This window comes from Kordia periserrulae (assembly GCF_003054265.1).
GTDB classification, from domain to species: Bacteria; Bacteroidota; Bacteroidia; order Flavobacteriales; family Flavobacteriaceae; genus Kordia; species Kordia periserrulae.
In genome coordinates, this window is the sequence record NZ_QBKT01000004.1 from 19661 (window position 1) to 34050 (window position 14390).

3 protein-coding genes are annotated in these 14390 nt (G+C 38.5%); all 3 read left to right on the forward strand.

Translation table 11 applies throughout. The annotated features are described in order from the left end of the window. Nucleotides 1–34 precede the first annotated feature (34 nt). From C8N46_RS09230 to C8N46_RS09240, 3 genes are read left to right on the forward strand one after another with little or no spacing between them, the layout of a single operon-like run. On the forward strand, nt 35–4417 hold the full coding sequence (locus C8N46_RS09230) for a type I polyketide synthase (protein WP_108114613.1): 4383 nt from the start codon (nt 35–37) through the stop codon (nt 4415–4417). Nucleotides 4418–4438: 21 nt separating this feature from the next. Continuing rightward, nucleotides 4439–10960: a non-ribosomal peptide synthetase gene (locus C8N46_RS09235; protein WP_108114614.1), complete on the forward strand. Its 6522-nt coding sequence runs from the start codon at nt 4439–4441 to the stop codon at nt 10958–10960. A gap of 11 nt (nt 10961–10971) precedes the next feature. Then, on the forward strand, nt 10972–14310 hold the full coding sequence (locus C8N46_RS09240) for a non-ribosomal peptide synthetase (RefSeq protein WP_158269120.1): 3339 nt from the start codon (nt 10972–10974) through the stop codon (nt 14308–14310). Nucleotides 14311–14390: the final 80 nt, after the last annotated feature.

A 14390-nucleotide genomic window follows, 5' to 3' on the forward strand; every position in this document is an offset into this window, starting at 1 on the left:
ACACACCAATACACCTAAACTTTTATAGCGCAACATGAAGAGAGACATCGCTGTCATAGGGATTTCTGGGAAATTCCCCAAGTCTACTAATGTCCAAGAATTTTGGAAAAACTTAGTAGACGAAAAAGAATTAGTTCACTTCTTTACGGATGAAGAACTACTTTCAAGAGGAATTGATGCCAAACAACTAAACGACAGCTCCTACATAAAAGCGGCTTCTTTTATAGACACGTACAACACGTTTGATTACTCGTTTTTCAAATACACTCCAGACGAAGCCAAATTGATGAATCCGCAAACGCGATTAATGCATCAATTGGTTTGGGAAGGCATTGAAGACGCTGGATTGAACTTAGATACATACAACAAAAAAGCAGGTATCTTTTTAGGAGCGAATCGCGATTTAAACTGGAGCGTGTATGCAACATTGGCAGAAGCTGGAAATGTGGATGCGATGACAAAAGCAAAAATCACGAATCCAAACTTTATGGCATCGTTAATTGCGTACAAGATGAATCTGCGCGGTCCGTGTTATTTTATCGACACAGCTTGCTCTACGTCACTAAGTACGGCACATTTGGCATGCAGAAGTTTACTGTTGAACGAATGCGGAACGGCAATTGTCGGTGGTGTTCGCTTATTATCACATCATGATAATGGTTACTTGTATGAACCTGGAACGATTGTATCGGAAGATGGAAGCGTACGTAGTTTTGACGCGTCTTCGTCAGGAACCATCTTTTGTGATGGTGCCGGTGTTGTGGTTTTGAAAAAACTAGAAGAAGCCATCAAAGATAACGATCATGTGTATGCGGTGATCAAAGCTTCTGCGATGAATAATGATGGAAGCGCTAAAGGCGGATATACCATGCCTAGCGTGAGTGGACAATCGGAATGTATCAAATTGGCACACAAAATTGCAGGTGTACAACCTACAGACATTACCTATGTAGAAGCGCACGGAACTGCCACAAAAATTGGCGATCCTATAGAAATAGAATCGCTCAACAAAGCATTTAACAATGATAGTACACACAAATGCGCTATCGGAACGGTGAAGTCAAACGTAGGCCATGCCGATGAAGCTGCGGGAATTTTGGGACTTATCAAAACGACGCTTTCTATCAAAAACAAAACAATTCCAGCAAGTTTGCATTACAATAAAGCCAATCCTGCGATTAATTTTGCGGGCGGACCTTTTTATGTAAATACTAAAACCACTGCTTGGAATCGCATCAACAACAAACCCTTAACGGCGGGAATCAGCTCGTTTGGAATTGGCGGAACTAACATTCACATGGTATTGCAAGAAACACCAATCGGTGTGCAAAAAATCGCCACTCCTGAAGCATCGTATCAAATCAGATATTCAGCGGATAGTCTTTCAGCATTGGAAAACTTTGAAAAAGCTTTACTCGCGCACATTCATGAACATCCAACAGTAAACTTAGGCGCGCTGGCTTATACCTTACAAGTAGGAAGAAAACAATTTGGATTGTGCAAAGCGTTTGAAGTGAAAACCAAAGCAGAACTGATTGAAAAACTCTCTGACAAAAGAATAAAAACCAAAGAAGTCAAAGAAAAGCAAGACTTGATATTTATGTTTTCTGGGCAAGGTAGTCAGTACGTTGGCATGGGGAAATTTCTATACGAGCACTTTTCTTCGTTCAAAACTACGATGGACGATGGTTTTGCAACACTATTTCAAATCAACGGAATCGATTACAAAGCAATTTTATTCGATACTGCGGATACAGAAAAAATCAACGAAACAAAATACACACAACCCATCTTATTCTTATTTGAATATGCATTGGCAAAACTCTTTATTGAGCTCGGATTACAACCAAACGCCATGATTGGTCACAGTTTGGGCGAATATGTAGCAGCAACCATCAGTGGCGTATTTACGTTGGAAGACGCGCTTCAAATTCTGTGCAAACGCGCCAATTTAATGTACACGGTTGCAAAAGGAAGCATGTTGAGTATCAGTGCTAACAAAGAAACACTTGATAAAGCGTTATTTGCGAATGTATCAATTGCAACCATTAACTCACCAAATTCCTTTGTAGTTTCTGGAACGGATGATGACATTCAGAAAGTTGTCAATGAATTACAGGCAAAAGACATTCAACATGTAGTGCTAAAAACATCACACGCGTTTCATTCTTCCATGATGGAAGCCATTGTGGCAGAATTTGAAACAGCACTTCAAAAAATCACGCTTCAAGCACCAACAATTCCGTTTGTATCTAACAATTCTGGCGAATACATTACAACAGAAGAAGCGAGTTCAGCAAGTTATTGGGCAAAACACATTGTAAATACGGTCGATTTCAAAAAAGGAATTGAATTCTTGCAACAACAAAACAACGGATTGTTCTTAGAAATCGGCCCAGGAAGAACATTGACGACATTTTTCAACCAATGCAATACAACTGGCGACAAAAATGTAGCGATTAATACGATTAAACATCCAAAAGAAACGGTTGACGAGCGTACGCACTTCTTGCATCTTTTAGGACAAATTTGGCAGCACAAGTTTGACATTGATTGGAATGCATTCTACCAAGGAAACATTCCAAGTAAAATAGCATTGCCAACCTATTGTTTTGATACGTACGACTTTCCAACGAAAGTTTCTATTGACGAGCAATTAAAAAGTCAAAACATCAACTTAGGCGCAGAGCAACCAACAAGCACTTTACAAGTCGCAACGTGGAAACAGGAAACCAAAGTATTTGAAACACCTAAAAATTTTGTAGGTAAAACATACATCGTGTTTTGTGATGAAAGCAACGTAAACAATGAACTCATCGCTTTATGGAAACTAAATGACATTCAGGTAATTACGGTGAAGAATGGTGCGGAATTTAAACAAATTTCTGAAACACAGTATCAAATCAATCCGACTGAAAAAAGCAGTTTAGAAGCACTAAAACAAGCATTTGCAGCAGCAGGAATCGTAGTTGATAAAGTAATTTTCTCTTGGAATAACGAAACACCTGAATTCAATTTTGAAAAAGACAATTTTGAAGCGTACAATCAACAATTTTCAACGGTATTGGAATTCATGCGTACGTTTGAAATCAATACGCTTGAAAATGACGCGCACATTGTGTTGCTTACAAACAGCAATGCACAAGTAACAGGCGTTGATACTCTAAAAGGTACTAACAATCACACGAGTATTTTGTTGCGTGTGTTGGTGCAAGAAGCGAGTCACATTCAAGCCACACATATTGATGTCGATTTTGATAAAAAAGTTGATATTGACCAGCTTCACAAAGAAATTCACCATACGGCAGATTATTACAAAGTTGCCTACAGAAACGGAAAACGCTGGATTCCAACCTACGAAAACCTAGAAACAGACATCGAAGTTGAAAACACAAGCTTTTCAAGCGAAGGAGTTTATATGATTACAGGCGAATTAGGCACGGTAGAATTTGAATTCATCAAACATGTAAAAGAAACCTACAAAAGCAATTTCTTCTTAATTGGGAAAAATATTTTGGATGAAGCATACGCTGAAAAAATTGCAGCATTGCAAGCAATTGCTAACGGAAGTTTTGCGTTTGCCAAAGGTGATGTTTCAGATTTGAATTCGCTAGAAACAATCGTTGCCAACATAGAAGCGGAGCACGGTGAAATTAATGGAATTATTCACGCTGCACGTTTTCAATCGAGAGAACATTTCTTGGTTTCTTCGACGACAAAAAACTCAATTCACAACCATTTTTCAGTAAAAGTAAATGGTTTGGTGAACTTATATAAAATATTTAAAAACAAAGAGTTAGGCTTTTTGAAAGTTTTTTCAAGTCTGTCCGCAAAATTAGGAGGCGTTACCTTTGGCGCGTATGCAACTTCCAATGCATTGTTAGATGAAGTAGCTATCGGATTGTTCGCTGAAAAAACTAACGTTTCTGTATTTAATTTTGACAAATTAGGAACAGAAGATACACAAATTTCAGTCACAGACATCATTGAAAATATTGAAAAATCGACTGCTTACACAAGTGAATCACAATTCATCATTTCGCGTAGAAATCTCAATCAATTTGAAGATAGAGCCACATTAAACGAAGACAACCAAGAAGCACGTTTCGAAATCAACAGAACACAATTAGACACACAATTTACTGCCGCAAAAACACCTACGGAAGAACGTATTGTAGCTTTGTTTGAAGACTTATTCGGTCAAACAGGCATTGGCACGGAAGACGATTTCTTTGCGCTTGGCGGCGATTCATTAAAGGGAATTTCATTAGTCAACAAAATCAACAAGGAATTCTCTATCAAACTCACACTGTCGGACTTTTTCAATAATGCCACCGTAAACGAACTCGCATCATTGATTGACAACAGAAAATGGCTAGCAGAAAAGCCAACCACCAAAAACGAAATATTCATATAACCCATACATCAAGGTATCAATATGGAGCACCTTATAAAATCTTTACGCAGTAAAGGAATTTACATATCGTACGTAGAAAACAGTCTTAAAATCAACTTTGACGGAGATGAAATTCCTGCAGATGTTTTACAAGAACTGAAAGAACACAAACAACAACTGATTGACTATTTGAAGCTTATCGGAAAAGACAACGATTATGTTGCCATTCCAAAAGCGGCTTCGGCTGAAAAATATCCGTTGTCTTCTTCGCAAAAACGTTTGTGGATTGTAAGTCAAATAAAACAAGCTTCTGTGGCGTACAATATGCCGTTTTCAGTGCCACTTTCGAGTGATTTTTCAGATAAAAATGTACTGGAAAAATCAATTCAATACTTGATTGAACGACACGAATCATTGCGCACGGTTTTTAAATTGGAAGATGATGGCGAAGTATATCAATACATCATTCCTGCGGAAGATTTTAACTTTCAGATGGATTATCGCGATTTTTCTAACGAAGAAAACACCGAAAAAGCACTACAAAACTACCGAAAGCAAGATGCGTTGACAGCTTTTGACTTGGAAAATGGACCACTATTTCGAATTTGTTTCTTCAAACTTTCGGAAGAAGCGTATCATCTGTATTACAACTTGCATCACATCATTACCGATGAATGGTCGATGGAAGTGTTGATGAAAGATATCTTAAAATCGTACGAAGCATTCAAAAGAAACGAATTACCAGAATTACCAGAACTTAAAATACAATACAAAGATTATGCAACATGGCAACGCTCACAATTGGAAGGAAACGGATTCAACGAAAGCGGAAACTACTGGAAAACGCACTTGTCAGGCGAATTGCAAACGCTCAACTTGCCAACGGAAAACCTGCGTCCTAAATCAAAAACCTACAACGGAAACGTTCTCACAGCATACTTAAAAAAGGAAACTAGCGAGCGCATTCGTGAAGCAATCCAACAACGCGGCGGAAGTCCGTTTATGTTGCTGATGAGTGTTTTTAAAAGCTTGTGTTATCGCTACACAGGACAAACCGACTTGTTGATTGGAAGTCCAATTGCAGGAAGAGACCACGCCGATTTGGAAAATCAAATTGGATTTTACTTAAACACGATTGTCCTTAGAAATCAGGTAGATAGCAACGGAACTTTTGGCGATTTTTACGAAGAAGTTAAGAAAAATGTGTTGAATGCGTATTCGCATCAAGCGTATCCTTTTGATAAATTGGTAGAAGAAATCAACGTCAAGCGTGATGTGAGTCGTAATGCGGTTTTTGACGTTTTGCTGGACTATCACAAATCGTTCAGTCTGACTATTGAAGATGAGCGTTTAGGCACGATTGAACAATCGGAAGCCAAACCTGTAAAGTATGATATTGAATTGCACTTTTCAGAATGTGAAAACACCTTGGGCATCAGTTTCCACTACAACACAGATATCTATGAAGAAGCGATGATTCGTCAATTCATGACGCATTATGCGCACTTTTTAGACCATTTAGAAGCGAATTTTGATAAAAACATCAACGAAACTATTTTGCTTTCTGAAGCGGAACAAACAGCATTCATCCAAACGTTGAACAATACCTTAGTGACGCTTGACGCGAATGAAACGGTTGTTGACCATTTAGCAAAACAACAACAATCCATTCCACTGCAAGCGGCAATTATCAGTGAAGAAAACACACTAAGCTACGAACAATTTGCATCGGAAGTTACCAAACTCGCAAGCTTCCTACAGCAAGAATACAACATTCAAAAAGGCGATCGTATTGGAATCAAAATGGAGAATTCTGAACACATTCCAATTGCCTTACAAGCCATTCTAAAAGCAGGTGGCGTTTTTGTGCCGATTGACCCAAAATACACTTCAGAACGAGAGCAATTCATCATTGAAGATTCTCAAATGAAGCTGATGATAACCACAACCGATTTCATGTTTGACTTCATGGAATATGATTTGGAAATCTTGACGGTTGATATTGAATACTTGCCAGAAAACTTTGAAATAAAAGCATTACCAAGTATTTTACCAACTGACGACGCATATATTATTTACACTTCAGGTTCTACAGGAACACCAAAAGGCGTGTTGGTAGGACACGAATCGCTGCTCAATTATTTGTTATGGGCGAAAGAAACCTATGTTCAACCACAAGCAACTCCAATCTTCGGATTGTTTACTTCCATCTGTTTTGATTTAACGATTACAAGTCTGTTTTTACCAATAGTTGCTGGCGGAAGTTTACACATTCTCGATAGTCGAAAAGATGTAACTAACAATTTGCAAACCTATATAGAAACGGGAATTTCTACGATTAAATTAACACCAGCGCACATCAGTGTATTAGGTTCGTTAAACGTTCAAAGTGAAGCTTTGCAAGTAGCAATTGTTGGTGGTGATGCCTTGAGCAATCATCAAGTAGCAATCTTAAAAGACATCAATCCTGATATAAAAATCTATAACGAATACGGTCCAACAGAAGCAACGGTGGGTTGTATCGTCAAAGAAATCAAATCAGCAGACGAAAAAATCTACATCGGAACGCCAATTGCAAATACGCAAGTGTATATTCTTAATGAGCATCATCAATTAGTACCAAAAGGTGTTTCGGGCGAAATTTGTATTGGAGGAAAAGGATTGGCAAAAGGCTACGTGAATACTGTTGAATTGACCAATGAGAAATTCATCACAAATCCTTTCAATTCCTCAGAAAAAATCTATAAAACAGGCGACATCGCAAGTTGGAGTTTTGACAATGAATTGGATTTTAAAGGTAGAAAAGACCATCAAGTAAAAATCAAAGGATTCCGTATCGAATTAGGTGAAATAGAATATCACTTACATCAACACGAAAACATCAAAGAAGCAACCGTTATTGTAAACGATTCGGAAGCTGAAAAAACACTCGAAGCGTATATTGTTGGAAATACAGAACTGAATGTAAAAGACATTCGCGGATTCTTAGCCAACAAACTTCCAGAATATATGATTCCGCAATACTACCATCAATTGGAAGTGTTGCCGCTAACGAACAATGGAAAAGTTGACCGTAAAGCGTTACAGCAAATCAACAATAAAATAAAAACCGACGAAGAAGTATTCGTAGCAGCTTCTACGCCAACGGAAGAAACAATTGTGTCGATTTGGAAAGAAGAATTTGGCTTGGAAGCTATCAGCGTTACTACAAGTTTCTTTGACTTAGGAGGCGATTCTATTCGTGCGATTCGTGTGTTGAGTAAAATCAACAAAGTACTGCAAACCAAACTAGACGTTGCCGATATTTTTGAAGCGCCAAGCATTCAAGAACTAGCTGCCAAACAAAAAGTCAGTCAAAGTTTATACTCAGACGAGGAAAAAGAAGCAATTATTGCCACTTTTGAAACCTACAAAAACGATTTCATCGCAGATGAAAGCATTGAAGATGCCTATCCGATGAGTGACATCGAAATCGGAATGTGTTACAACTACATCATCAACCGAGAGCAAAGTGTATATCACGATCAGTTTTTATATCCGATTTACATTCCAGTTTTCGATTTAGAAAGGTTCAATCGCGCGTTGAATTTAATGGTGGCAAAGCACGATATCTTACGCACATCGTACAACATTGACACCTACAAAACACCGTTGCGCTTTATACACAAAAGCTTAGAAGTTTCGGCGGCGTACGAAGACATTTCACACTTAACAAAAGATGCGCAAAGCACGTATGTCAACGATTTCATGACGACAGAACGCAAGGAAGTTCCGTTTGAAATTACGAAGCCAGGCTTGTGGCGCATGAAAATATTTAAGCTCAATGCGGAAGAGCAAATCTTACTCTTTCAATTCCATCACGCTATTTTAGACGGTTGGAGTAGAGCTTCGTTGATTACAGAATTGAACAATATCTATTTCAAGCTTACGGAAAATGAGGCGTTTGCACCAGAAGTCTTGCCAATGACGTACAAAGATTATGTGATTGACCAAGAATGTCTAAAACAAAGTAATGCCTTGCTTTCGTATTGGGAAGAAACTTTGCACGATTACAAACGTTTGGATTGTTTTTCAACTGAAATCGAACATGAAAGTACCAAATTACACCTAACAGATGCCACATTTGACAAACTAGAAACCTTTGCGGCAACACATCAAATTAGTACCAGAGCGATTTGTTTTGCGGCGTATATGTTCACGTTGAGAAGTTTATCGTACAATACCGACATTCTTACAGGTTTGGTGACCAACGGACGTTTGTTGGAAACGCACGGAGACGAAGTATTGGGTTGTTTCCTAAACACCACGCCGTATCGTTACAACGGTACAAATGATACCTTGTTATCATTTACCAAAAATATTGACGAAAAACTCAACATTCAAAAGCGTTACGAGCGTTTAAGTTTGGCAGAATTGAACAGACGCTTTGGAAAAGACGAAAACCGTCACAATCCGTTTTTTGACAGCTTATTCATCTATGTAGATTTTCACATTTACAAAAAAGCTGAAAAGTCTGTAGACGAAATGGCATCTAAAGACGAGCGCATTTTAGATGTTTCTCGCTTTGAGTTGAACAATACCTATTTAGACGTATTGGTAAGTCCAACCGATGACGGAATGGTCGTAGAATGGAATCGCTCTCGCAAGTTGGTTTCTGGCTTGACGAACAAGGAATTGACAGAAATCTACATGTCGTTCATTCAAAACATATTAAAAGATGAAACGAAGAGTATCGCTGCTGTGGCAGACTTGTTGGCGGATTCGCAATTAGAAAGCATTCAGAAAGTAAATGATACAAAACTAGCACACGATGCTTCAGAAACCTTCGTAACGAAATTTGCAAAACACGTAGCGGAAACTCCGCAAAGTGACGCGTTAACATTTAATGGAAACACGTACACATATCAAGAATTGGATGAAAAATCAAATCAATTTGCGAATTATCTCATTCAAGAACACGGCGTACAAGCTGGAAACTTAGTAGCGGTGCATTTGCCACGAACAGAAGCACTAATCATGTCGCTACTCGCGATTGTAAAAGCAGGCGCTGGATACATTCCGTTAGACATTACGTATCCGCAACACAGAATTGATTTCATTGAAAAAGATACTGAATATGTGTTGCGCATTTCAACAGAAGTCATTGCCGATTTTGAAGCGAAGCAAGCACACATCTCAACCGATGCGCCAACAGGAATTGAAGTTTCTCCTTCGTCAATCGCATATATCATTTACACGTCGGGAAGTACGGGAAATCCGAAAGGTGTTGTGTTAGAACATAAAAATCTTAATGCATTTGTCAATACGATTGACGCACAATTAGATTTTGAAAACGCCACTCGAATTGGCGCAGTGACCAATACATCTTTTGACGTTTCGGTAGTAGAAATATTTGGTGCGTTGGCACACGGAAAACAAATCATTCTTTTTGGTGACGAACAACTTTCGGACACAGAAAAATTCATGCAGACGTTAATAGACGAAAAAGTACACGTATTGCAAATCACGCCAACGCGTTTGAGCATGATTAAAGAATATTTGTATGATGTGCCTGTGGGCGAATTACAACACTTAATCGTAGCAGGAGAAGCCTTCCACAACGATGTACATGAAAACTTAGCGCGTTTGTCATACTTAAACATTCGAAACGCGTACGGTCCAACAGAAGCAACGGTGTATGCAACGCAAGAAAAATTAACGCCACAAACGGAATTGACCATTGGAAAACCATTGCAAAACGTAGAAATCTTTGTGGTGAATCAAAACAATGAAGTACTTCCAATGGGCGTTACGGGCGAAATTTGCATTGCAGGTGAAGGCGTTGCACGCGAATACTTAAATCTACCAGAATTGACAGCACAAAGCTTTGTAACACATCCGTTCAAAGAAAATGAGCGCATGTACAAAACAGGCGACATTGGCTACTGGAATGCTGATAACAACCTCGTGCATTTAGGACGCATTGACCATCAAGTAAAAGTCAACGGACATCGTATTGAATTAGGCGAAATAGAAAGTGCCTTACTCACCAAAGAAACCATAGAAAAAGCCATCGTACTGATTCGAAAAACAACTGATAATTCCAACGAATTGGTAGCCTATATTGTTTCTTCAGGAGAAGAAAACAGCAAAGAACTTCGTGAGCATTTACTGCAGCAAGTGCCGCAATACATGGTACCAAGTCATTTTATTGCTGTTGAACAAATTCCGTTACTCATCAGTGGAAAAGCCGATCGAAAAGCCTTGCAAGCGATGCACGGCGACCAAATTGCCTCTGATGTGGCGTATGAAGCGCCAGAAACGGACGTAGAAATCAAGTTGGCGGAAATTTGGGCAACGTTGCTCAATAAAGAAAAAATTGGTGTAAACGATGACTTTTTTGTGCTTGGCGGAAACTCCTTAAAAGCCATTTCATTCATCAACCAACTCAATCACAACTTCGATGTAGAAGTGAAACTAGCGGACTTTTTTAGATACGCTACGATTCGAGAATTGGCAACACATATTCAAAACAAACAATGGCTGGCAGAAAATACAGCCTCAGAAAACGAAGTGATCATATAATCTCAACCATAATGATAGATCAATTATTAGCATCTTTACGAAAAGAGAACATTCACATTTCTCTTAAAGAAAACGACTTAAAAATTAAGTTCAACGGGACGAAACTTCCGGAACATCTTGTCAAAGAAATCAAAGCCAATAAACAAGCGCTTGTCGCGTATTTAAAGGCAAATGAAAGCTCAAAAGAAGCGTTGAAGATTCCTGTATTGGCGCCAAGTGAAGACGGATATCCGTTGTCTTCGCCACAATCGCGTTTGTGGGTTTTGTGTCAGTTTGAAGAAGCTTCGGTAGCATATAATATGTCGTTTTCAACGAAACTAACGATTGAAGATGAATCTAAGTTTGTGGAAGCAATTCACGCTACGATGGATCGTCACGAGATATTGCGAACGGTTTTTGGAGAAAATAAAGACGGTGAAGTGCGACAGTTCATTCAACAAAGAGCCGACATGCAGCCGTTTTTGCAAATCATTGATCTTCACGAAGAAAAAAATGCAGAGTCAATTGCACAACAATACATGGTTGAAGATGTTAAAAAACCGTTTGACTTTAGAAACGGTCCGTTGTTACGCGCCATGCTGATTCGTGTTTCGGCAACCGAATATATGTTTTACTACAACATGCATCACATCATTTGCGATGGTTGGTCAATGAACGTAATTGCAAATGACGTTATAACGTATTACCAGGCGTTTTTGCAAGGTTCGGAAGCAACCATACAACCGTTGTCAATTCAGTATAAAGATTACGCATCTTGGCAAATCAGTCGTAAAGAAGATGCTAGTTTTGAAGTTCCTTCCAACTACTGGAAAGAAAAACTAAGCGGAGAATTGCCGCGATTGACCTTACCTTTTGAAAAACCACGTCCGAAAATGAAATCGTTCAACGGAAAAAGTGTTGGCGTAACAGTTCCAAAATCTGTAAGTACGAATTTGCAAAAAATCATCAAGGAAAATGGCGGAAGTTTGTTTATGCTATTGGTATCCGGATTGCAAGCAACATTACACAAATACACCAATGAAAACGACATCATTTTAGGAACGCCAGTTTCGGGAAGGGATCATTATTTATTGGAAAATCAGATTGGTTTTTATCTGAATTTGCTCGTTTTCAGGTCACAAATTGATACGGAAGAAAACTTTACGCAATTCTATCAGCGTGTAAAAGAAGATATGATTCAGTCGTTTGAACATCAAAATTATCCATTTGATGTATTGCTAGAAACCTTAGAGGTAGACCGAAATCCTGGACGCAATCCAATTTTTGACATTTTGGTAGATTATCACGGCGAAGCTGGCGCGTTGCACGCTGTTGAACAAGAAGGCATTGTAAGTACAAAAGACTTATTGGTAAAATACGATTTGGAATTTCACTTCTATGAAGTAGAAAATACGATACAATTTTTAGTCAATTTCAATACAGACATTTATGACGAAACTGTTATCAAGAATTTGGCAACACATTATATTGAAGTATTAAAACATATTGGAAATCAGGAAACTATAGGAAACATTGATTTCAGAACTGAAGATGAAAAAGCAACAATTGCTACCTTTGAACAAGGCAAAAAAGTTGCGTTAGACTATCAAAATATCATTGAAAACTTTACAGCGCTAGTTGAAACGAATACAGAAGCAATCGCATTACAGTTTGAAGATACTTCGTTGACATACGCTGAATTAGATGCTTTGTCGAACCAAATTGCGTATGGTTTAACTACTGAATACGATGTACAAAGTGGTGATGTAGTTGCGTTGCATTTTGATACGAATCATACCACAGTTGCAGCAATTTTAGCAATCTTAAAAGCGGGTGCAACGTATACGTTTGTGGATACCAATTTGCCGTTGGAACGTAAATATTTCATTCTTGAAAATGCAGCGGTAAAATTGGTCATCACGGAAACCAATTATATGTTCGATTTGGAAAACTACGACGGGAATTTATTCTCAATCGATGTTGAATTGAACGAAGAATGGAGCACAGCAAGCATCAACAACATCACAGAAAATAGCACAGCCTACATCATTTATACCTCAGGTTCTACAGGCGTTCCAAAAGGAGTTCGTGTCGGACATACCGCGTTGATGAATTACCTGCAATGGGCGAAAGATTGTTATGGAAACGAACATACGGTGCCACTCAACTTCGGATTGTTCACCACCTTATCTTTCGATTTAACCGTAACAAGTTTGTTTTTACCATTTACAGCAGGAAACGCATTAAAAGTAATTCCAAAAGGAGAAATCTTGGAAATGTTGCAGGAATACGTACAAAGTGAGCTAGAATGTATCAAACTTACGCCAGCGCACATTGATTTGCTATCAGATTTCCAAAATGTAGCCACCAAATTGCAAACCGTCATTGTTGGTGGCGATGTGTTGCATCCGCATCATGTGGAAATTTTACGCAACATCAATCCTGAAATTGCAATTTACAACGAATACGGTCCCACAGAAACTACGGTAGGTTGTAGCATTTACAAAGTAAAAAATACATCATACAACGCAGTTCCAATTGGAAAACCTGTGTATAACACCAAAATTCAAGTCCTAAACGATGCGTTAACGGCACAACCTATTGGAGTTGCGGGCGAATTGTACGTAAGCGGAACAGGATTGGCAGAAGGTTATCACGGATTGGACACACTTACGTCAGAACGTTTCATCACAACAACTACTGGAGAACGTTTGTACAAAACGGGCGATTTGGCACGATGGACAACCAACGGAGAACTTGATTATTTGGGTAGAATTGACAATCAAGTGAAATTGCGAGGCTATCGAATTGAAACGGATGAAATCATCTCCAATTTATTAAAAAAAGAAAGCATTCAACAAGCAGTTGTATTAATTCGTGAAACAGAAAGCAAGGAAAAAGAATTGGTAGCGTACATCACCGCTTCTAAAGAAGAAAACGCAAGCGATATTCGCACGTTCTTAGCAGACAAATTGCCACAATACATGATTCCTGAGCATTTTATTCAATTAGAAGAAATTCCATTGACTAAAAACGGTAAAGTAGACCGTTCAGCACTGCAAGAACTCAACAACGACGGTATTTCGACAGGAATTGAATACGTAGCGCCTGAAGATGCACTGGACTTTAAACTCGTCGCTTTGTGGGAAGAAGTGTTGCAACGCGAAAAGATAGGAATGCTCGATGATTTCTTCACGCTTGGCGGAAACAGTCTATCAGCTATCAAATTGGTAAATGCGTATCAAAAAGACTTTCAAACAAAAATTTCGTTGACAGACATTTTTGTAAAAAGCACACTTAAAGATCATAAAGAATTGATTGCACAAACCCAAAACAAGGAAGAAGCACAGATAGAAACGTTTGAGTTTTAAAAACAAACGCTACACCATTTCAACATAAAAAACCAAAAATACACACGTTGACTTACCATCATTCGTAATAAAAATACACC

Coding starts and splice junctions, on each gene's coding strand:
- C8N46_RS09230 (WP_108114613.1), top strand. CDS start 35: ATGAAGAGAGACATCGCTGTCATAGGGATTTCTGGGAAATTCCCCAAG.
- C8N46_RS09235 (WP_108114614.1), top strand. CDS start 4,439: ATGGAGCACCTTATAAAATCTTTACGCAGTAAAGGAATTTACATATCG.
- C8N46_RS09240 (WP_158269120.1), top strand. CDS start 10,972: ATGATAGATCAATTATTAGCATCTTTACGAAAAGAGAACATTCACATT.